The sequence below is a fragment of the Kitasatospora sp. NPDC001664 genome (genome assembly GCF_053596675.1).
In genome coordinates, this window is record NZ_JBSFGS010000018.1 from 169,039 (window position 1) to 188,356 (window position 19,318).

At 71.8% G+C, this 19,318-nt stretch carries 20 protein-coding genes and 2 tRNA genes; 10 read left to right on the forward strand and 12 right to left on the reverse strand.

All coding sequences use genetic code 11. The features are described from left to right. Positions 1 to 208: 208 nt before the first annotated feature. Positions 209 to 282 (reverse strand) — tRNA-Lys (locus ACWCYY_RS25220). Positions 283 to 362: 80 nt separating this feature from the next. Here ACWCYY_RS25220 and ACWCYY_RS25225 point away from each other — a divergent pair. The 7 genes from ACWCYY_RS25225 (at position 363) to ACWCYY_RS25255 (ending at position 7,030) form a co-directional block, all read left to right on the forward strand. After that, positions 363 to 1,172: a DUF998 domain-containing protein gene (locus ACWCYY_RS25225; RefSeq protein ID WP_449797319.1), complete on the forward strand. Its 810-nt coding sequence runs from the start codon at positions 363 to 365 to the stop codon at positions 1,170 to 1,172. Positions 1,173 to 1,174: 2 nt separating this feature from the next. Beyond that, positions 1,175 to 2,095, forward strand: coding sequence for an alpha/beta fold hydrolase (locus tag ACWCYY_RS25230; RefSeq protein WP_449797320.1), 921 nt, complete (start codon positions 1,175 to 1,177; stop codon positions 2,093 to 2,095). 438 nt (positions 2,096 to 2,533) lie between these two features. Further along, positions 2,534 to 4,111, forward strand: a complete 1,578-nt coding sequence (locus tag ACWCYY_RS25235; RefSeq protein WP_345285699.1) for a sensor histidine kinase — start codon at positions 2,534 to 2,536, stop codon at positions 4,109 to 4,111. Positions 4,112 to 4,128: 17 nt separating this feature from the next. Further along, positions 4,129 to 4,512 (forward strand): roadblock/LC7 domain-containing protein, encoded by a 384-nt coding sequence (locus tag ACWCYY_RS25240; RefSeq protein WP_380149641.1) that lies wholly within the window; start codon positions 4,129 to 4,131, stop codon positions 4,510 to 4,512. Next, the gene (locus ACWCYY_RS25245) at positions 4,509 to 4,868 is read left to right on the forward strand and encodes a DUF742 domain-containing protein (protein ID WP_345285703.1); all 360 of its coding nucleotides are present in this window, start codon (positions 4,509 to 4,511) and stop codon (positions 4,866 to 4,868) included. The genes ACWCYY_RS25240 and ACWCYY_RS25245 overlap by 4 nt, the downstream gene beginning before the upstream one ends. Then, positions 4,849 to 5,478 (forward strand): GTP-binding protein, encoded by a 630-nt coding sequence (locus ACWCYY_RS25250; protein ID WP_449797321.1) that lies wholly within the window; start codon positions 4,849 to 4,851, stop codon positions 5,476 to 5,478. The genes ACWCYY_RS25245 and ACWCYY_RS25250 overlap by 20 nt, the downstream gene beginning before the upstream one ends. 181 nt (positions 5,479 to 5,659) lie before the next feature. Then, positions 5,660 to 7,030 (forward strand): cytochrome P450, encoded by a 1,371-nt coding sequence (locus ACWCYY_RS25255; protein ID WP_449797334.1) that lies wholly within the window; start codon positions 5,660 to 5,662, stop codon positions 7,028 to 7,030. Between the two features lie 105 nt (positions 7,031 to 7,135). On the opposite strand, the gene ACWCYY_RS25260 is transcribed toward ACWCYY_RS25255, so the two are convergent. The 10 genes from ACWCYY_RS25260 to ACWCYY_RS25305 form a co-directional block, all read right to left on the reverse strand. Next, the gene (locus ACWCYY_RS25260; RefSeq protein WP_345285707.1) at positions 7,136 to 7,414 is read right to left on the reverse strand and encodes a hypothetical protein; all 279 of its coding nucleotides are present in this window, start codon (positions 7,412 to 7,414) and stop codon (positions 7,136 to 7,138) included. Beyond that, entirely contained in the window at positions 7,411 to 8,088 is a 678-nt protein-coding gene (locus ACWCYY_RS25265; protein ID WP_449797322.1) for a hypothetical protein, read from the reverse strand. Before ACWCYY_RS25265 ends, ACWCYY_RS25260 begins: the two co-directional genes overlap by 4 nt. Positions 8,089 to 8,150: 62 nt before the next feature. After that, complete coding sequence (locus ACWCYY_RS25270; RefSeq protein WP_449797323.1) at positions 8,151 to 8,828, reverse strand: Crp/Fnr family transcriptional regulator; 678 nt, start codon at positions 8,826 to 8,828, stop codon at positions 8,151 to 8,153. A gap of 114 nt (positions 8,829 to 8,942) precedes the next feature. Next, positions 8,943 to 9,016, reverse strand: a tRNA-Lys gene (locus tag ACWCYY_RS25275). A gap of 74 nt (positions 9,017 to 9,090) precedes the next feature. Then, entirely contained in the window at positions 9,091 to 10,509 is a 1,419-nt protein-coding gene (locus ACWCYY_RS25280; RefSeq protein ID WP_345285713.1) for an MFS transporter, read from the reverse strand. 22 nt (positions 10,510 to 10,531) lie between these two features. After that, positions 10,532 to 10,912 carry a DUF6755 family protein gene (locus ACWCYY_RS25285; protein WP_449797324.1) on the reverse strand — a complete coding sequence of 127 codons (381 nt, stop codon included), beginning with the start codon at positions 10,910 to 10,912 and terminating at the stop codon, positions 10,532 to 10,534. After that, complete coding sequence (locus ACWCYY_RS25290) at positions 10,909 to 11,523, reverse strand: QcrA and Rieske domain-containing protein (protein ID WP_345285717.1); 615 nt, start codon at positions 11,521 to 11,523, stop codon at positions 10,909 to 10,911. The genes ACWCYY_RS25285 and ACWCYY_RS25290 overlap by 4 nt, the downstream gene beginning before the upstream one ends. Beyond that, positions 11,520 to 12,173 carry a 4Fe-4S dicluster domain-containing protein gene (locus tag ACWCYY_RS25295; RefSeq protein ID WP_345285719.1) on the reverse strand — a complete coding sequence of 218 codons (654 nt, stop codon included), beginning with the start codon at positions 12,171 to 12,173 and terminating at the stop codon, positions 11,520 to 11,522. Before ACWCYY_RS25295 ends, ACWCYY_RS25290 begins: the two co-directional genes overlap by 4 nt. A 4-nt stretch (positions 12,174 to 12,177) precedes the next feature. Then, entirely contained in the window at positions 12,178 to 14,469 is a 2,292-nt protein-coding gene (locus ACWCYY_RS25300; protein WP_449797325.1) for a molybdopterin oxidoreductase family protein, read from the reverse strand. Next, positions 14,466 to 15,518, reverse strand: coding sequence for an MFS transporter (locus ACWCYY_RS25305; RefSeq protein ID WP_345285723.1), 1,053 nt, complete (start codon positions 15,516 to 15,518; stop codon positions 14,466 to 14,468). Before ACWCYY_RS25305 ends, ACWCYY_RS25300 begins: the two co-directional genes overlap by 4 nt. Positions 15,519 to 15,673: 155 nt before the next feature. On the opposite strand from ACWCYY_RS25305, the gene ACWCYY_RS25310 reads away from it, so the two are divergent. After that, positions 15,674 to 16,453, forward strand: a complete 780-nt coding sequence (locus tag ACWCYY_RS25310; RefSeq protein ID WP_449797326.1) for a formate/nitrite transporter family protein — start codon at positions 15,674 to 15,676, stop codon at positions 16,451 to 16,453. Positions 16,454 to 16,508: 55 nt separating this feature from the next. On the opposite strand, the gene ACWCYY_RS25315 is transcribed toward ACWCYY_RS25310, so the two are convergent. After that, on the reverse strand, positions 16,509 to 16,790 hold the full coding sequence (locus tag ACWCYY_RS25315; protein ID WP_345285727.1) for a hypothetical protein: 282 nt from the start codon (positions 16,788 to 16,790) through the stop codon (positions 16,509 to 16,511). A gap of 277 nt (positions 16,791 to 17,067) precedes the next feature. On the opposite strand from ACWCYY_RS25315, the gene ACWCYY_RS25320 reads away from it, so the two are divergent. Next, complete coding sequence (locus ACWCYY_RS25320; protein ID WP_449797327.1) at positions 17,068 to 18,420, forward strand: FG-GAP repeat domain-containing protein; 1,353 nt, start codon at positions 17,068 to 17,070, stop codon at positions 18,418 to 18,420. A 119-nt stretch (positions 18,421 to 18,539) separates the two neighbouring features. Next, positions 18,540 to 19,318 (forward strand): transglycosylase family protein (locus ACWCYY_RS25325; RefSeq protein ID WP_449797328.1); only part of this gene is annotated, 779 nt, incomplete at its 3' end.

The window sequence follows — 19,318 nt, forward strand, 5'->3', positions numbered from 1 at the left end:
TTTCCTGGGCGGACGGAGAACCGTGCCAGCCTGCCCCGGGGCACGGGGCTCCCGTTAGGGACCTTTGTCCCGATTTTGATGAGAACGGGCTTATCTGTGTTGGTTGCTCAACGATCAGGTGATATAGGCCACTTGGTCACGCGGAGGGGTGAACCCGGAAACGCCGGAAGGCCCTCCATCCGAAGATGAAGGGCCTTCCGGCTGTCTGTGCGCCGCCAGGGACTCGAACCCCGGACCCGCTGATTAAGAGTCAGCTGCTCTAACCAACTGAGCTAGCGGCGCCTGCTGACGAAGAGAACATTACACGGTCGACCCGGAACCACCGAATCGGTTTCGCCGGGGCCCGGCCCTAGGCTGACCAGATGTCCAGCAGCGCAGCCGCCCGCTCCGACCGCGCCGTCCGTGTGGTCCGAGGCCTCCTCCTGTTCAGCGCCCTCGCCTACACCGCCTGGGTGCTGGAGGTGGTCCTGAGCACCGGGCTCGATCCCGTGCAGACCTACGTCAGCGAGCTCGCCGCCGAGGACCAGCCGCTGGGCGGCCTCTTCCGCGCCACCGACCTGGTCGCCGGGCTCGCCGTGCTGGCCGGGGCCGGGACGGCGCTGCGGTGCCTGGAGCGGCGGCCCTGGTCGGTGGCCGGTTGGGCGGCGCTGGCCCTGTTCGGCCTGGCCACGGCGGTGGACTCGCGGCTCCCGCTGAGCTGCACCCCGACCGCCGACCCCGAGTGCGCGGCCCGCGAGACCGCCGGTCTGGTGCCGGCCACCCACACCGCGCACGCGATCAGCAGCAGCCTGGCGATGGTCGGGGCCATCGGTGCGGTGGTGCTGCTCACCGTGGCGGCCCGCCGGTACGGCTGGTGGCGGCCGCTGGCCCGGTACGGGCCGTGGCTGGTGGTGGCCGAGCTGCTCGCCACCACCTGGAGCCTGACCGCGATCGCGGCCTTCGAGGCCGGCCGCGGCACCTGGACCCCGGGGGCGGGCCAGCGTTCGCAGATCCTGCTGATCGCGGTCTGGCTGGCGGTGCTCGCGGTGAGCGTCGGCCGCTCGCCCGGTCGCTCGCCCGGCCGGGCCGACCCGCGCCTGGAGAAGGAGACGGAGACGCCGGAGAGAGTGGAGTCGGTGGAGAACGTGGAGACGGCGGAGAAGGTCGAGGAGAAGAAGGTGGAGGGGCGGTAGCCGTGACCGGTCAGGGGCGGGAGAGGGAGCGGGAGCGAGAGCGGCAAGAGGGGGAGGCGCGGTTCGTCCGGGTGGACGGCCGGGCCGTGCACGTCCGGGTCTCCGGGAGTGGGCCGTTGGCGGTGCTGAGCGGAGGCCTCGGCTGTTGCTGGTTCGACTGGGACGCGGTGGTGCCGCTGCTCGAACCGCACCGGACGGTGGTCCGCTTCGACCGCCCCGGGCACGGGCTCAGCCAGCCCTCGCCGGAGCCGCCCACCGCGTGCGGCGAGGCGGACCGGATCGCCGCCCTGCTCGACGGTCTGGTCCGGGAGAAGGTGGTGGACGGCCCGGACGCGGAGGCTCCGGTCACCGTGGTGGGGCACTCGATCGCCGCCTTCCACGTCGAGGCCTTCGCCCGGCTGCACCCGGAGCGGACCGCAGCCCTGGTGCTGCTGGACGGCTCGACTGAGCCGGGGGCGCAGCCCGCGCCCGCCCGGGCCGTCCGGGACCTGACGGCCCGTACGGTCGGCGCGGTGCTGGCCGCCGCCGGGCTGCCGTACCTGCTGGGCCCGTCGGCCCGCCGGGCGGTGGCCGCCGCCACCACGCTGGGGCACCGCGACCCGGCGCCGTCGGAGCTGGTGCGGCGCTGCTACCGGACGGGCCGGATGCTCCGTTCGGTGCTGGCCGAGAACACCCGCTACCTGGACGTGGCCGCCGAGTTGGACGCGCTCCGGCGCACCACCGCGCTGCGGGCGCCCGCCCTCGTGCTGGCGGCTGCGGCCCGTCCGGGCGGGCGCTGGCTGGCCCGGCAGCGGGAGTTGGCGGACCTGCTGGGAGCGGAGTACCGGGAGGCCGTGCCAGCCGGGCACCTGCTGATGTGGGACCGCCCGGAGACGGTGGCGGCGACGGTGTTGGACGCCCCGCAGGTGCGACGACCTGGGTGAGTACGGCGGCGCCCTCGGCGGGGCGACCGGCGGCAATGCCCTTGGTACGTACGGTCCGTACAGTCCGCGGGCGCCGGCACGGAAGGGCCGCGGGTGCGGCACGGATGTGGCACGGGAGCGGCACGGATGCGGCACGGGCGCGGCACCGGAAGGCCGCGGGCGAGGGGCTGGCGCGGCGCGCGCTCCTAGGGGCGCGCGAGCGTCGGCGCGCTCTCCTCGGGTGTGATCTGTGCCCAAAAAGCCGCGAGAAAGCCCCAAGTCTGGTAGGTCGATGGTGTATTGAGACTCCGTCAGGGAGATCGGCAAAACCGGCTATGCTTCCTTCGATCCGGCCCGCCCCGCCCATGTCAGAAACGGGTGGAAGGGCCGGAGAGGGCCCCTTCCAAGGCCGGTACGCGGTCCGATGTTCCGTACACCTTCCGACAGTTGAGGACGCTGATGCTTGGTGCTGGATCGTCATCCGGGGATCGGCGCCCCGCGGCCGGGCTGGGATGGCTCCTGCCCACCGCGCTGACCGCCGCAGCCGCCGCCGCGGCCACCGTGCTGATGGAGCCCACCGCGCGTTGGGCCGTCGGCTGGTGCGGGGGAGTGGCCACCCTGATAGTCGCGGTGGTGGCCGCCGAGTCGACTCGCCGGGGGCGGGCACTGACCGCTTTCCAGGAGCGGGCGGAGCGTCAGGAGGCCGAGCTCAGGCAGCAGTTGGCCGATCAGGAGGAGCAGACCGCCCGGCTGGCCGAGGCGCTGCCCAAGGCGGTGGCCCGGCTGCAGAGCGGAGAGTTCCTCGAGGACGTGCTGCGCGAGTCGGGCTCCGGCACCGGCTCGGCCGGCTTCCAGCAGGCCCGCCACGCGGTGCTGCGCACCGTGCTGGAGGCGGTGGACGCGGAGGAGGGTCTGCGCGAGTCCGCGCAGCGGGCGTTCGTGAACATCGCCCGGCGGGTGCAGGCGATCGTGCACCGGCAGGCGCAGGACCTGCGGGAGATGGAGGACCGGCACGGCAACGACCCGGCCGTCTTCGACGACCTGCTCCGGCTCGACCACGGCAACGCGCTGGTCGGCCGCCTGGCCGACTCCATCGCGGTGCTCGGCGGGGCCCGCCCCGGCCGTCAGTGGAACAAGGGCGTCCCTCTCTACAGCGTGCTGCGCGGTGCGGTCTCGCGGATCCTGGACTACCAGCGGGTGGAGCTGCACCCGGTCTCCGAGGTGGCGGTGGTCGGCCCGGCGGTCGAGCCGCTGATCCACGCGCTGGCCGAGCTGCTGGACAACGCGACCCGCTACTCGCCGCCGCAGACCAACGTGCACCTGACCGCGGTCGAGGTGCAGACCGGCATCGCGATCGAGATCGAGGACGGCGGCCTCAGCCTCAGCGAGGAGGGCCGGGCCCGGGCCGAGCGGATGCTCCGCGACGCGCAGGAGGGCATCGACCTCAAGGACCTCGGTGAGACCCCGCGCCTCGGCCTGGCCGTGGTCGGACGCCTCGCGCAGGCCTACGGCTTCCAGGTCTCGCTCCGGCCGTCCGCGTACGGCGGCGTGCGCGCGGTGCTGATCGTCCCCCAGGAGCTGCTGACCGCGACCCCGGCCAGCTCGGACTGGGCGCACGGCATCGGCGCCGTCTCCGGCCCCCGCCCCGCCGCCCGTCCGGCGGCCCGGTCCGCCCAGGCGGCACCGGCCCGGGTGGCGGTCGCCGGCCCCCGCCCGGCGCTGTCCGGACCGCAGGCCAGCCCCGAGCACGGCTGGGCCGAGGACACCCCCGTGGTGGTGACCGAGCGGGCCGCCAACGGCCTGCCACAGCGCCGCCGCCACGCCCGTCCGGCCCCGGCCCCGGCGCCCGCGGCCGTTCCGGTGGCGCACCGCTCCACCGCGCAGTACCCCACCGCTCCCGTGCCCGCCGCCGATCCGGTGCAGCCGGGGATGTGGCTGGCGGCCTTCAGCGAAGGCGTGAACGGCCAGCCGGAGCGGACCAGTGACCAGTCGTCAGGTACCACAGGCAGTACCACGGGCAGTAAGGGTGAGCAGTGATTCAGCAGCGGGCCAACATGGACTGGATGCTCAAGGAACTGGCCGAGGGCGTTCCGCAGACCCGGAACGTCGTGGTGCTCTCCTCGGACGGGCTGCGGATGGCCCAGTACGGTGCCGACACCGACACGGCGGACCGGCTGGCCGCGGCCTGCGCCGGCCTGCAGAGCCTGGCCACCGCGATCGGCACCGAGTTCCCGCACGGGGACGGCCGGATGCGCCTGGTGGTGATCGAGATCTCCGGCGGCTTCTTCTACCTGATGGCGGCCGGCGCCCGGGCCTACCTCGCGGTGCTGGCCGACGAGGGCGTGGACGCCGGGCTGATGGGCCAGCGGATGCGTGACCTGGTCGCCAGGATCGGCGAGCACCTCAGCACACCCGTCCGTGGCGAGCAGGTCGCATGACCGAGCGCGGGACGGAGTGGGACGAGGGCCATCCGGAGCGCCTGTACGTGATCACCCGCGGCCGTAGCGGGGCGGACGAACGGACCGTGCTCGACCTGGTCACGCTGATCGTCGCCAAGTCCCGTCCGCAGCCCGCGATGCAGCCCGAGCAGGCGGCGATCCTGCGGCTGTGCGGGTCGCCCCTCTCGGTGGCGGAGGTCTCCGCCCACCTGGCCCTGCCGATGAGCGTGGTCACCGTCCTGCTGGCCGACCTGCTGGCCGAGGGCCGGGTCGAGGCGCGGGCGCCCGTCCCCAAGGCCGAACTCCCCGACCGTGCCCTGATCGAAGCGGTGATGAATGGACTTCAGAGGCTCTGACGCCTACGGCTCCGACGGCTTCCACGGCTCCCACGGCCCCGCCGCCGTGGACGTGCTGCCGGACACGGTGGCCACCGCCGTCAAGGTGGTGATCGTCGGCGGCTTCGGGGTGGGCAAGACCACGCTGGTCGGCTCGGTCAGCGAGATCCGCCCGCTGACCACCGAGGAGACGATGACCCAGGCGGGCGCCGGCGTCGACGACACCGAGGGCATCGAGCGCAAGACCTCCACCACGGTGGCGATGGACTTCGGCCGGATCAGCATCAGCGACGAGTTGGTGCTCTACCTGTTCGGCACCCCCGGCCAGCAGCGCTTCTGGTTCCTCTGGAACGGCCTGTTCGAGGGCGCGCTGGGCGCGGTCGTGCTGGTGGACACCCGCCGGCTGGAGGTCAGCTTCGACGTGATCGGGCGGCTGGAGGAGCGCGGCGTCCCCTTCGTGGTCGCGGTCAACGGCTTCCCCGAGGCACCGGGCTACCCCGTCGAGGAGCTGCGCGGCGCGCTCGACCTGCCGGACGAGGTCCCGATCGTGCTCTGCGACGCGCGCAGCCGGGAGTCCAGCCGCGACGTGCTGCTCGCCCTGATGCGCTACCTGTACTCGCTCACCTCCTGAACCCGCACCCGTTCGTCTGACGCGTCGTCACCCAGGCGACGCGTCACCGTCCTGTCTGCCCACCCCCGGGAGCCCACCCCGGGGGACACACCCCGGAGACCCAGTGACCACCACCGACGGCCCGTTCGAGACCCCGCTCGACGGTTCGCCCACCCCGCCGCCCGGCTGCCCCGCCCACGGGATGGCCACCGGCGGGTACGGCCCCGGCGGGATCCGCCGCCTGTACGGCCCGGAGGCCGAGGCCGACCCGAGCGGCCTGTACGAGAAGCTGCGCGCCGAGCACGGCGCGGTGGCGCCGGTGCTGCTCCACGGCGACCTGCCCGCCTGGATGGTGCTCGGCCACTCGGCCAACCTCACCGCGATGCGCAACCCGTCCCGCTTCTCCCGGGACTCCCGCCGCTGGTCGGCCTTCCAGCGCAACGAGGTGGCGATGGACTCGCCGCTGATGCCGGTGCTGGCCTGGCAGCCGCTCTGCCTCTTCGCCGACGGCGCCGAGCACCGCCGCCTGCGCGGCGCCGTCACCGACGGCCTGGACCGCTTCGACCGCCGGGGCATCCGCCGCCACGTGACCCGTTTCGCCGACCAGCTGGTCGACGGTTTCACCGGCGCGGGCGCCGTCGACCTGGTGACCCGGTTCGCCGAGCACCTGCCGATGCTGGTGATGACCCAGCTGATCGGCATGCCCGAGGAGTACGGACCCCAACTGGTCACCGCCGCCCGGGACATGATGCTCGGCACCGAGAGCGCGATCGCCAGCAACGACTACGTGACGGCCACCCTGCGCCAGCTGGTGGACCGCAAGCGCCTCGAGCCCGGCAACGACCTGGCCAGCTGGCTGATCCAGCACGAGGCCGCGCTGACCGAGGACGAGATCGTCGAGCACCTGCGCCTGGTGCTGCTCGCCGCCAACGAGACCACCGTCAACCTGATCGCCGACACCCTGCGGATGGTCCTCACCGACTCCCGCTTCCGGGCCAACCTCTCCGGCGGGCACATGACCCTTCCGGACGCGCTGGACCAGGTGCTCTGGGACAGCCCGCCGCTGTCGATGATCCCCGGGCGCTGGGCCACCATCGACACCGACCTGGGCGGTCAGCAGATCCGGGCGGGCGACATGCTGCTGCTCGGCCTGGCGGCCGGCAACGTCGACCCGGAGGTCCGTCCCGACCTCAACACCCCGCTGTACGGGAACCGTTCGCACCTGGCGTTCAGCGGCGGCCCGCACGAGTGCCCCGGGCAGGACGTCGGCCGGGCGATCGCCGAGACCGGCATCGACGTGCTGCTCACCCGGCTCCCCGACCTGCGGCTGGCCGTCCCGGAGGAGGAGCTCAACTGGAGCGGCGCCTGGCTAGCCCGCCACCTGACCGGTCTCCCCGTCCGCTTCACCCCCGGCCGCCCCAAGGCCGCCGCCGAGCCCCAGCCCGCCCCGGCCGGCCCGACGACCGGTACCGTCACGGACCAGCGGCCCAGCGGGCCGGACCCGGCCGTCCCGCGCCGCCGCCGGCGACGCAGCTGGTGGCGGGTCCTCAGCGCACTGTGGCGCCGCAGCTGATCCCCGCACGGTCGTGGTGGCCGAGCAGCCCTGTCGCTCGGCCGCCACGACCGGAAGCGTTCCGTGCCGGAGTCGGCGCGCGGGTGAGCGGTGTCGCCCGGACGGTCAGCCGGACGCACCCGGCTGCCGCCGGGCGACGGCGACGTCCGAGGCGACCAGGAGGGCGATCACGACGACCAGGGCCCACAGGGTCTCGCCGCTGACGTGGCCGAACGGGATGTACGCGGCGAGGCCCACGGGCGCGATGCTCCGGAGGTGTCCGGCGACCTTGAGTGCGGCGCGGGGGTGCGGTACCCGGACGGAGGCCATCGGCCACCCGGGCTCCCCCTCGGGCTGCCGGGCGTGTTCGGTCCAGGCGTCGAACTGGTTCGGCGCGTCGTTCATGACGTGGTGTCCTCGTCTCTCAAGGCGGGTCGAGTGGTGCGAGGGAGCGGTGGCCGGGTGTCACGGTGTGCCGAGCGGGGGAGCTGGTCCACCGCGTGCGAGTGGGCGGGAAGAGCGACGATCCTGACCGGCGTCGACCGGTCCCGGTAGCTCAGTACGGCATGGACGAACTCGTCCTGCAGGGCGGGGGGTTGACGAGTGCTGAGCCGTGCCCATGCCTCCTCGGTCACGGCCAGCACCAGGTCGGCGGAGCCCTCGGCCATGGCGCGCCTGAGCTCGGGGGCGTCGAGGAGTCCGAAGGCCAGGCTGATGTCCTTGCCGATGTAGCCCCGGCTGTCCACGGCCGTCACGCCGGTGTGGAGGACGGCCCTGAGCCGGATCTCCTCGGCCGGGCCGGCCGAGCGGTTGTGTCCTCGTAGTGCGACGGCGAGAGCGGGAGCGACGACGTCGACCACGAGGCCGGGCTCGAGCTCGGCGGCCAGCACGCACATGATGCCGTCGCCCCGGTCGAGCAGATCGCACGCGCCGGGCTGGAATCCGGCTCGCCGGAGCGCGTGTTCGAGGGCGTCGTAGAGGACCCGTCGGACCGTCAGGAGCGAGCGGTCGGTCCTGACGGGGGCGGTCGAACCCACGACGTCGACGCCGAAGAAGGTGCCGCGCACGAGCGTGTGCATACGCCGACGGTACCACGGTGCGTACTTCTACTGGCAGTGAAAGTGTAAATTTACACTCTCGATCAGAGTTCTTCGGCGATGACCCGGAGGGCGGGCAGGTCCACGACCGCGATCCTCCCCCGGCCGGTGGTGACGAGGCCGTGCTTGCGCAGGAGGAGCAGCGCCTTGGCCACGGCCTCCCGTGACGCTCCGACCATCGACGCCAACTCGTTCTGGGTGACCGGGAGTTGGCGCGGGCCATCCTCCTGGGCCCGGTCCGGCTCGGTGTACTGGTCGTGGAGCGCGAGGAGCTGGCCCGCGATCCGCTGGAGGACGGTCCGGGACGCCATCTCCAGGCGGGCCTGGTCGGAGTCGCGAAGCCGGGAGGCGAGGGTCCGGACCAGGGTGAGCAGGACCTCCGGGTTGCGTTGCAGGAAGTCGTTCAGGTGCTCTGCCGTGACGACCGTGGCGGTGATCCTGGTCTTCGCCACCACGGAGGCGGACCGCGGGGTGCCGTCCAGTGCCGCCATCTCGCCCACGATGTCCGGCCCCTCGCGGAGGGCGAGGATCACCTCCTGGCCGTTGTCGGCCGTCACGACCACCTTGGCCGTGCCCTCGTCGAGCAGCAGTACGTGCGAGGACGGTTCGTGCTCGCGCAGGATCGTCTCTCCGGCGGCGTACTGGATCCGGGTCCCGAGCTGGCCGAGGGCCGATCGGTGTTCGGCGGCCAGTGCCTCCCAGAGATCGCTCTTGACCGTCATGGACCTTCCTCCGGTGGTGCGCGCTACGCGTACAACGTAGACCAAGACCCGCGATCGAGGCGCCGAACGCCGGAAGGCCCCCCATCCGTCGATGGGGGGCCTTCCGGCTGTCTGTGCGCCGCCAGGGACTCGAACCCCGGACCCGCTGATTAAGAGTCAGCTGCTCTAACCAACTGAGCTAGCGGCGCCTGCTGACGTCGGAGACTCTACGCGATCGGGGCGGTCGGACGGAAATCGTGACGCCCCGACCACGGAGAGCGTGTCAGCTGGGGGCCTCGGCGCCCTTGCGGGCGTAGAACCACCAGCAGACGACCAGGCAGACGGCGTAGAAGCCGACGAAGACCCAGAGCGAGCTGGTGACGGGGAAGAGGGCGAACATCGCGGGGATGAAGAAGAAGCCGAAGGCGGCGATGGAGGCGGAGAAGCCGGTGACGGCGCCGGCCTCCATCTCGGCCTGGTGGCGGGCCTCCTCCTGGGCGGCCGGGTCGGGGCCGGCGGCCGCGCGGTGCTGGTTGAGGAAGATGACCGGGATCTGGCGGAAGGTGGAGCCGTTCCCGATGCCGGAGAAGAAGAAGGCGCAGAGGAAGCCGACGTAGAAGACCCAGAAGTTGCCCTGGTTCCCGCCCGAGGGGAGGGCGTTGATCACCACGACGATCGAGGCGCCCATCCCGACGAAGGAGATGATGGTGCACCAGGCGCCGCCGGTCTTGTCGGCGATCCAGCCGCCGAGCCAGCGGGTGAGGGCGCCGATGAAGGGGCCGACCCAGGCGTAGGTGGTGGCGGAGTAGGCGGAGTCGATCGGGGTGAAGGTGGTGTTGATCAGGTTGGGCAGGGCGGAGGCGAAGCCGATGAAGGAGCCGAAGGTGCCGACGTAGAGCAGGGTCATCAGCCAGTTGTGCTTGCGCCTGAAGATGATCTTCTGCTTGGAGAACGGCGCGGCCGCGACCTTGAGGTCGTTCATCAGGAACCAGGCCGCCAGCGCCATCAGCACCAGCAGCGGGACCCAGAGGAAGGCCCCGTTCTGCAGCCAGACCTCGGTGCCGTCCTTCTGCTTCTGCGGCCCGCCGGCCGGCGGGCCGAGGATGCCCGCGGTGATCACCAGCGGGGCGACCAGCTGCACCACGCTGACGCCGAGGTTGCCCAGGCCGCCGTTGATGCCGTTGGCGTTGCCCTTCTTCGCCTTGGGGAAGAAGAAGCCGATGTTGACCATCGAGGAGGAGAAGTTGGCGCCGCCGACGCCGCAGAGCGCGGCGATCACCACCATCACCGCGTACGGGGTGGAGGTGTCCTGCACCGCGAAGCCCAGCCAGAGCAGCGGCCCGATCAGGATGATCGTCGAGAAGGCGGTCCACTTCCGCTCGCCGACCACCGGGCCGACGAAGGTGTAGACGAGCCGGCCGAGCCCGCCGGTCAGGCCGGGGATGGCGGTCAGCCAGAACTTCTGCGAGTCGCTGAAGGTGAAGCCGACCTTGCTCAGCTGGACCACCGTCACCGACCAGACCTGCCAGACCACGAAGGCCAGCAGCAGGGCGGGCACCGAGACCCAGAGGTTGCGGTTGGCGACCTTGGCGCCGGTGGCGGACCAGAAGGAGGGATCCTCCGGCTCCCAGGTGGAGATGGTCGCCCCGGGCCGGTAGCTCTCCCGGCGGTGACTGCGGGACTTCTCGTCGAGGGTGCTCAACGCGGCCGTCCTAACGGTGGGTTCAGTGGTCGCGCGGCGAGATGCGCCACGCCAGCAGGACGACCAGGAAGGAGGCCGCCGAGAAACCGGTGCACCACCAGGCGGTGGCGGTCTCGCCCTTCATCCAGGCGTTGGTGGCCACCGTCAGGGCCCAGAGCTGTCCGATCACGATGGTGATCGCCAGGACCAGACGGGCCGTCAGGACGGCCGAGCGCTCCGGTTCCTGCTCGGTGCCCGCACCCGGCCCGGGGCCGGTCCGGGTCACCCGGGGGTCGGCGTAGCCGCTGGTGGCGCGGATCTGCGGGTAGCGCTCCTCGACGGGGCGGTTCAGCCGGGGCTGCTCGCTGCCGGGGTGGTACTCCTCGGGGTAGGTCCCGGGCCGCTGCTCGTCGGGGTGCGTCATGACGCCCCCTCGGCGTTGCAGCCGGCCCGTTCGGCCAGCACCGGGTTGGAGTCCCGCAGGCCGCGGCAGAGCCCGGCCCGCTCGGTCTCGCCGGAGCGCGCGGTGCCGATCGCCCAGACCGCGCCCTGTTCGTCCTCGACCACGACCACCCGGGGCAGCGGACGCGGCGGCGGACCGGCCGTCACCTCGCCGGTCCGGGCACTGAACACCCCTTCGTGGCAGGGGCAGTAGAGCTCGCCCTCGCTGCCGCGCTCCTTGCGCCAGAGCACCCCGCAGGCCAGGTGGGTGCAGACCGTGGAGTAGCCGACCACGGTGCCGTCCATCAGCCGGATCGCCATCGCCCGGTCGTGCTCGCCGGGGTAGTTGAAGGTCACCGCCTGGCCGCGGGCCAGCTTCTCGGCCACCTTGAGCGGGGGAGCGGTACCGTCGCCGTGCCGGTGCAGCACCCCGGCGGAGACCACGGTGGAGCCGACCACCAGGCCGCCGGAGACGGTGGCCACGATTCGCAGGTAGTCCCGGCGGGTGGTCAGCGAGTCGGCGCTGATCCGGTCCACCAGGGCCGCGTGCTCCTCGGAGAGGTCCGTCGACTCCGGTGCCTGAGGGGTGGTCACAGTGCTCCGTTCCCGGGCGTGGCACGCCCGTTGACCTCGATCACGTTGAGCGCGGGGTACCCGCCGGGGACGGCGGCACCGGCGAAGGCGCCCGCGCCGGCGGTGCCGTCGCGGCGTTCGGCGGGCACCACCATGGCGACACCGGTGGAGACGGTGACGTCGCCGAAGGCGAAGAGCGTGGAGACGTCCACGTTCGGCCGCTCGGCCTGGAGCTCCTCCAGCGTCCCGTAGAACAGCGCCCCGGTCGGGCAGACCGTCGCGCACATCGGCGCCAGGCCGTAACTGGTGCGGTCGTAGCAGAGGTTGCACTTCATCTGGAGCTTGGCCTCCAGATCGATCTTGGGCACCCCGAACGGGCAGGCGTTGACGCAGTTCGCGCACCCGATGCACCGGGTCGGGTCGGCCTCCTGGACCACGCCGTCGGCGGTGATCAGGATGGCGTCCGCCGGGCAGACCTCGGCGCACGGGGCGACCGGGTCCTCGCAGTGCATGCAGACCGTGGGCAGCGAGGCGGCCGAGTGCCCCTCGTCGGGGTAGTCGAGGTGGATCATCGACTTGCCCCGGTGCGAGTCGCACTCCCGGCAGGCCGAGACGCAGGCCTGGCAGCCGATGCACCGGCCCGGGTCGATGAAGATGGTGCGTCCCAGCATGGGGTCAGCTCCTCTCCGCGGTGCCGCGGCCCTGCGGTGAGGTCGGCGGCAGCGGGTCGGTCCGTGAGGCCTGGGCCTCGGGGTACGCCTCCCGCCCCGGCGGGGTGGGCGGCGCGGGCACCTCGTCCAGGTCGGCGGCCCGTTCGATCCGGACGGCGCAGACCTTGTACTCGGGGATCTTCGAGCGCGGGTCGAGGGCGTCGACGGTCAGCGCGTTGGCGGCCACCGGGTGGGGCCAGTGGTACGGGACGAAGACGTGGTCGGCCCGGATCGCCTCGGTGACCAGGGCGGGCAGCACCGATTCGCCGCGCCGGGTGACCACCCGGACCGGGTCGCCGGTGCGGAAGCCGTGCGAGGGGTGGATCTCCACCCAGGGGCGCGGGGTCTGCTCCACCAGGGCGCCCAGCCGGCGGGTCTGATTGCCCGACAGGAAGTGCGCCACCGTGCGGCCGGTGGTCAGCGTCATCGGGAAGTCCTCGTCGTACGGGTCGGCCGGCGGGTGCCACTCCACGGTCTGCAGGTGCACCTTGCCGTCGGCGTGGTACGTCCTCCCGCCCTCGAACAGCCGTGGCGTGCCCGGGTGGTCGGTGTCCGGGCAGGGCCAGACGATGCCGCCGGTCTCCTCCAGCCGCTGGTAGGTGATGCCGTAGTAGTCGTTGACGGTGCCCCGGGAGGCGATCCGCAGCTCCTCGAAGACCTCCTCGGAGCCGGCGAAGTCGAACTTGTCGCCCACCCCGAGGCGGCGGGCCAGCTCGCACATCACCCAGGTGTCGGTGCGGACCCCGGCCGGGGGCTCCTGGGCCTTGTTGTGCTTGACCACCCGGGCCTCGGCGTTGGCCATCACGCCCTCGTCCTCGGCCCAGGTGGTGACCGGGAAGACCACGTGGGCGTTCTGCGCCGTCTCGGAGAGGAAGAAATCGAACTGGGCGTGGAACTCCAGGGTGTCGTAACCGTCCTTCACCACCGCGTAGTTGGGCAGCGAGACGAAGGGGTTGTTGCAGATGCCGATCAGGCCGCGGATCTCCTGGCGCTGCATCTGCCAGACCATCTCCATCATCGAGGTGCCGGCCTTCGGCAGCTCGGACTCCTCGATGCCCCAGATCTCGCAGATCTGCCGCCGGTGCTCGGGGTCGTTGATGGAGCGCCCGCCCGGCAGCAGGTCGGACTTCTGGCCGTGCTCGCGCCCGCCCTGGCCGTTGCCCTGGCCGGTGATGGTGCCGTAGCCGGCGCCGGGCTTGCCGAGGTTGCCGGTGGCGGCGCACAGGTTGATGACGGTCAGGCAGTTCTCCACGCCCTGGGTGTGGTGCTCGATGCCGCGCGCGTGCCAGGCCATCGCCTTCCCGGCGGTGCCGAACATCCGTGCCACCTCGACCACTTGGGACTCCGGGATGCCGCAGACCTCGGCCGCCCGGCTGGGCGGGTAGGCCTTCACGGTGGCCTTCAGCTCCTCCCAGCCGGTGCAGTGGGCGGCGATGAAGGCGTCGTCGGTCAGGCCGTCCTCGATCACCACGTTCAGCACCGCGTTGAAGAACACCGCGTCGGTGCCGGAGCGCAGTGCCACGTGCACGTCGGCGGTGCGGGCCACCGCCGTCTCCCGAGGGTCCACCACGATCAGCTTGGCGCCGCGGTCCCGGGCGCCCCACAGGTACTGGGTCATCACCGGGAAGCACTCGCCGACGTTGGAGCCGGCGATCAGCAGGCAGTCGGTCCGCAGGATGTCGGAGAACGGGTTGGCCGCCCGGTCGATGCCGAAGGCCAGCTTGTTGGCCCCGGCCGCGCTCACCATGCAGAGCCGCCCGTTGTAGTCCACGTGCCGGGACTTGAGCGCGACCCGGGCGAACTTGCCCACCAGGTAGGTCTTCTCGGAGAACAGGCTGGCCCCGCCGAGCAGGCCGAAGGCGTCCGCCCCGTGCTCGGCCTGGATCCGGCGGATCTCGCTCACCGTGTGGTCCAGCGCCTGCTCCCAGCTCACCTGTTGGAAGGGCTCGTCCCGGCTGCGGCGCATCAGCGGGGAGGCCAGCCGGTCGGGGTGGTTGACCTGCTGGTAGGCGTTGATGCCCTTGGGGCACAGCCGCATCCGGTTGATGTCGTGGTTGCGCGGCTCCACGCCGAACACCTTGCCGTGGGAGTCGACCCGCAGGTACATCCCGCACTGCACCCCGCAGAAGCAGCAGTGGGTGGGCACCAGGGTCTGCTCGGTCTGGTCGGCCCGCCAGGCGGCGGCGGGCAGGCCGCCCGCGTCCCGGAAGTTGCGGGTGCCGCGCGGGGCGACGGTCGGGTCCACACGCTCGCTCAACGGTCGAAGCCCTTCTTCACCTGGGAGAGGTAGGCGCCGCCGCGCAGCACCCGCTTGCAGCGCGGGCAGTACTCCGCCCACTGGTCGAAGCCGAGCTTCAGGTCCTGCATGGTGGCGCGCAGGTTGGCCACGTACTCGGGGGTGTCGATCGGCTCGCCGCAGTTCTTGCAGGCGAACAGGTCGTCGGGCGCGTCCGGGTCCTTCTTCTTGGACGTGTACTTGAACAGCTGCATGCCGACCGCTGCCGGGCGCTGCACGATGTGGAAGAACTTGCCGAACGGCAGGTACACCAGCGTCAGCACCACCGAGGCCATGTGCAGGATCGCCAGGAACTCGTAGCCGCCGCCGTGCAGGAACATCTCGGAGAAGGTCAGCAGCAGCCCGGTCACCGAGATGGTGATCAGGGCCAGCAGCGGGACGAAGTCGTAGCCGAAGCGCTGCCCGGTGGTGGCCGCGCGGTCGCGCATCCGGCGCCACAGGAAGTACCCGGCCCCGGCGATCACCAGCACCGCCGCCAGGTCCAGGCCGTGGTAGAGCGACCAGCCGAGGAAGGAGTCGGAGGGGAAGCCGAGCACCTTGAAGCCCCAGATCCGCATCTCGTAGCCGGGGCCGGCCGCGCTGGAGGCGGTGAAGGTGAACCAGCCCCAGGTCAGCGGGAAGGTGATGGCGGCGGCCAGCAGACAGCCCCAGAAGATGAGCTGGTGCGCCACCCAGCGGGCGTGCGAGCGGGCGCCGAGGAACTTCTGGAAGCCCAGGTAGGTGACGATCATCCTGGGCAGGGCGGTCGGGGCCTTGCGCAGGTTCTCCCAGGAGAGCGCCGCCCGCCAGCCCTGCTTGAAGAGCCTGCGGGCGGCCGGGGCGGAGACCCAGACCACGTAGCGGTAGACCACCCCGAAGGTGAGGAAGACCGTCGCCACCGCGTACGGCACCAGGGCCGAGTCGAAGTCCCTGAGGCCGCGGCTGCCGAGCACGATGGCGACCAGCAGGAGCAGTGTCGCCCCCGTGGCCACCAAGGACGCCCGCACCGCCACCGACTGACCTTGCGCCACCGGTCCGCTCCTTCGCTCGACTGTTTCGCAAGCTACTGACGGTCCGTCGGGTCCGCGCGCCGGGTGAGCCGGCGGGGTGACGAGGGGACGAAACGCACCCCGGTTGGTGACTTTCGCCCGGTCAGGGCGGCCGACGGGCGCAGGAGGGTGGTCTTATGCCGCACTCACCCGCGCACGCGCTCGACGACCTGCTGGCCCAGGCGGAGAAGAAGGCCGGCACCTCCCGGCGACGGCCCGGCCGCTACCTGGTCTCGGCGGTGCAGGCGGGGGTCTACATCGCACTCGGCGAGGTGCTGCTGCTCTCGGTGGCCGCTCCCTTCGACCTGGCGCACTCGCCGGTGGTGAGGCTGCTGGAGGGCGCCGTCTTCGGGGTCGCGCTGATCCTGGTGGTGTTCGCCGGGGCCGAGCTGTTCACCAGCGCGGCGATGGTGATGGCGGTCGGCCGGCTGGCCGGGCGCACCGGCTGGGGAGCACTGGCCCGGGTCTGGCTGCTCACCCTGGCCGGGAACCTGGCCGGGGCGCTCGGCCTGGCCGTCCTGGTGCACGCGGGAGGGCTGCTCGGCGGCGCCCCAGCCGGCCGGATGCTCGGCGAACTGATCGCGCTGAAGGACGGGCTGACCGGCGGTCAGCTCCTCGCCCGGGCGGTGCTCTGCAACCTGCTGGTCTGCCTGGCGATCTGGACGGTGGCCCGGGTGCGCGGCGACGGGCCCAAGATGACCGCCGTCTGGTGGCCCGTCTTCGCCTTCGTCGCGATCGGCTTCGAGCACTGCGTGGCCAACATGGCGCTCTACGGCCTGGCGATCACCGACGGCCGCGCCTCGTTCGCCGACCTGGCCCGCAACCTGCTGTACGTGGTGCCCGGCAACGTGGTCGGCGGGGCGGTGCTGGTCGGTGCCGCGTACTGGTTCACCACCCGCCGCGAGCGGGAGGCCTGACCCGACCCGTGCGGGAGCCCCCGGCAGCCGGGCTGCCGGGGGCTCACACCTTTCCTCACGCCATCCGGTGCCGGCCGGCCGACCGCTCCTCCCGCCGGTGACCCGCCCAGCCGGCCACCGCCAGCAGGGTGCAGGCCCAGACCGCGCAGAACACCGCCAGCGCGATCGCGTTTCCCCCCATCTGCACCGCGACCAGCACCAGACCGACCGAGAGCGACAGCAGCACCGCGACGGTGCCGGTCTGCACGTCCTCCAACAGGTGCCAGTACCCACGCGGCCCGCCCACCGGCCGCGGCTTCGCGTACCGCTCCGGGCCGAACTCCGCCTGCGGTTCCATCCCGCTCACCTCCCAGTACAGGGGACCCCTCCAGCGTGCACGGCCGCCCGGCTCCCCGCACGCCTGGAGGACGCTTGCGGCCCGGGCCGCTTCGGTCCACCGGTGATCCCTTCCACCCGCGCTGAGCAGCGACGAAGCTGTTCTTCGTCAGCAGGGACCACCCGGAACCGGTGGGGAGAGGGACCGCTGACGGTGCGTCGCACGCACCGGACCGCTGCTCCTGCAGGGCAGCCGTCCCCGTGCCACTTCCCGTCCGTCCTGCCCCTGGAGCCCTGCCATGTCCTCGCGCGCCTCGAAGCTCACCCGCGTCGCCCTCTCCGCCGCCATAGCCCTCTCCGGCGCGGTGGCCACCACCGCCCTGGCCACGGCCAACGCCACGGTCGCCCAGGCCGCCTCGTCGGTGGACGGTTCGATCACCCGCTCCGAGGTGATCGCCCGGGCCGACTACTGGTTCCAGAACAAGGCCAGCATCCCCTACGACCAGGGCGGTTCGTACCAGGACTCCTCCGGTCGCTCCTACCGCACAGACTGCTCGGGCTACGTCTCGATGGCCTGGCACCTCGGCACCAGCCTGGCCACCGGCACGCTCCCGGGCGTCGCCACCCAGATCCCCCGCAGCCAGCTCAAGCCCGGTGACATCCTCGACTACGAGGCCAAGCACGTCATCCTGTTCGAGAAGTGGGACGACGCGGCCCACACCACCTTCTCCTACTACTCCTTCGGCTCCACCCCGGTGAAGCACGTCACCGGTGTGTCGATCAACGCCGCCAAGTTCGACAGCCACGACAACGGCCTCTACACCGCCTACCGCTACAACAAGATCGTGGATGACCGTTCTGCGGCGCGGACGGTGGCGGCGGACTTCGACGGTGACGGTCGGGTGGACGTCGCGGGGATCGATGCGTACCAGAACCTGAACCTGTACGCCGGGAACGGTGCCGGTCAGGTGAGTGCGACGCTGCCGATGCTCGGCACCAATGGTCTGTGGGCGGGCTTCAAGCAGCTGGCGGCGGGTGACTTCAACGGTGACGGCAAGCAGGACGTCGCCGGGATCGACGCCAACGACAGCCTGAAGCTGTACACGGGCACCGGTGGCGGTTACGTGTCGGGCGGCAGCGCGATGCTGGGCGGCAACGGTACGTGGGCCGGGTTCAAGGCGCTGACGGCGGGTGACTTCAACGGTGACGGCAAGCAGGACATCGCCGGGATCGACGCGAACGACAGCCTCAAGCTGTACGCGGGCAACGGTGCGGGTCAGCTGTCCGAGGTCGGCGCGATGCTGGGCGGCAACGGCACCTGGGCCGGGTTCAAGGCGATCACCTCGGGTGACTTCAACGGTGACGGCAAGCGCGACGTCGCCGGCATCGACGCCAACAACGACCTCAAGCTCTACACCGGCAACGGTGCCGGTCAGCTCGGCGGCGGCAGCCCGATGCTCGGCACCAATGGTCTGTGGGCGGGCTTCCGCTCGGTCATGGGCGGTGACTTCAACGGTGACGGCAAGCAGGACATCGCCGGCATCGACGCCAACAACGACCTCAAGCTCTACACCGGCAACGGCGCGGGCCAGGTCAGCGGCGGCTCCGTGATGATCGGCAGCGCCGGCAGCGGACTCTGGTCCGGCTTCTAGTGAACGGCCGTCCGGGGCAGGTGAGTCAGCCCCTGCCCCGGGCGGCACCCTCCTCCGCCTCTTCCGGACATTCGTACCGCGCGCCCGCCCCGTGGCCGGGCCCAGCAGAAGGAACTCACGTGATTCGCAAGACCACCCTGCTCACGGCCGCGCTGGTGACCGCCGCCCTGTCGGCAGCCGTCGCCCCGTCGGCCAACGCCGCGTCGGTCGACACCTGGGAGCGGATGGCCGACTGCGAGAGCAGCGGCAACTGGGCCAGCAACACCGGCACCTACTACGGCGGTCTGCAGTTCTCCCAGAGCACCTGGGTGGCCCAGGGCGGCACCGCCTACGCTGCCCGCGCCGATCTGGCCACCAAGGAGCAGCAGATCCGGATAGCCGAGAAGCTGCTGCGCGCGGCCGGCCCCGGCCAGTGGCCCGTCTGCTCGAAGCGGGTCGGACTGACCAACGACGGCATCGACCCGTACCCGGCCATCCCGCCGACGGTGCGTCAGGCGCGGACGGTGGCGGCGGACTTCGACGGTGACGGTCGGGTGGACGTCGCGGGGATCGATGCGTACCAGAACCTGAACCTGTACGCCGGGAACGGTGCCGGTCAGGTGAGTGCGACGCTGCCGATGCTCGGCACCGGTGGTCTGTGGGCGGGCTTCAAGCGACTGGCGGCGGGTGACTTCAACGGTGACGGCAAGCAGGACGTCGCCGGGATCGACGCGAACGACAGCCTGAAGCTGTACACGGGTACCGGTGGCGGTTACGTGTCGGGCGGCAGCGCGATGCTGGGTGGCAACGGCACGTGGGCGGGCTTCAAGGCCATCACGGCCGGTGACTTCAACGGTGACGGCAAGGCCGACATCGCCGGGATCGACGCCAACGACAGCCTCAAGCTGTACGCGGGCAA

Coding starts and splice junctions, on each gene's coding strand:
- ACWCYY_RS25225 (WP_449797319.1), top strand. CDS start 363: ATGTCCAGCAGCGCAGCCGCCCGCTCCGACCGCGCCGTCCGTGTGGTC.
- ACWCYY_RS25235 (WP_345285699.1), top strand. CDS start 2,534: ATGCTTGGTGCTGGATCGTCATCCGGGGATCGGCGCCCCGCGGCCGGG.
- ACWCYY_RS25240 (WP_380149641.1), top strand. CDS start 4,129: ATGGACTGGATGCTCAAGGAACTGGCCGAGGGCGTTCCGCAGACCCGG.
- ACWCYY_RS25245 (WP_345285703.1), top strand. CDS start 4,509: ATGACCGAGCGCGGGACGGAGTGGGACGAGGGCCATCCGGAGCGCCTG.
- ACWCYY_RS25250 (WP_449797321.1), top strand. CDS start 4,849: ATGGACTTCAGAGGCTCTGACGCCTACGGCTCCGACGGCTTCCACGGC.
- ACWCYY_RS25255 (WP_449797334.1), top strand. CDS start 5,660: ATGGCCACCGGCGGGTACGGCCCCGGCGGGATCCGCCGCCTGTACGGC.
- ACWCYY_RS25260 (WP_345285707.1), bottom strand. CDS start 7,414: ATGAACGACGCGCCGAACCAGTTCGACGCCTGGACCGAACACGCCCGG.
- ACWCYY_RS25265 (WP_449797322.1), bottom strand. CDS start 8,088: ATGCACACGCTCGTGCGCGGCACCTTCTTCGGCGTCGACGTCGTGGGT.
- ACWCYY_RS25270 (WP_449797323.1), bottom strand. CDS start 8,828: ATGACGGTCAAGAGCGATCTCTGGGAGGCACTGGCCGCCGAACACCGA.
- ACWCYY_RS25285 (WP_449797324.1), bottom strand. CDS start 10,912: ATGACGCACCCCGACGAGCAGCGGCCCGGGACCTACCCCGAGGAGTAC.
- ACWCYY_RS25295 (WP_345285719.1), bottom strand. CDS start 12,173: ATGCTGGGACGCACCATCTTCATCGACCCGGGCCGGTGCATCGGCTGC.
- ACWCYY_RS25310 (WP_449797326.1), top strand. CDS start 15,674: ATGCCGCACTCACCCGCGCACGCGCTCGACGACCTGCTGGCCCAGGCG.
- ACWCYY_RS25315 (WP_345285727.1), bottom strand. CDS start 16,790: ATGGAACCGCAGGCGGAGTTCGGCCCGGAGCGGTACGCGAAGCCGCGG.
- ACWCYY_RS25320 (WP_449797327.1), top strand. CDS start 17,068: ATGTCCTCGCGCGCCTCGAAGCTCACCCGCGTCGCCCTCTCCGCCGCC.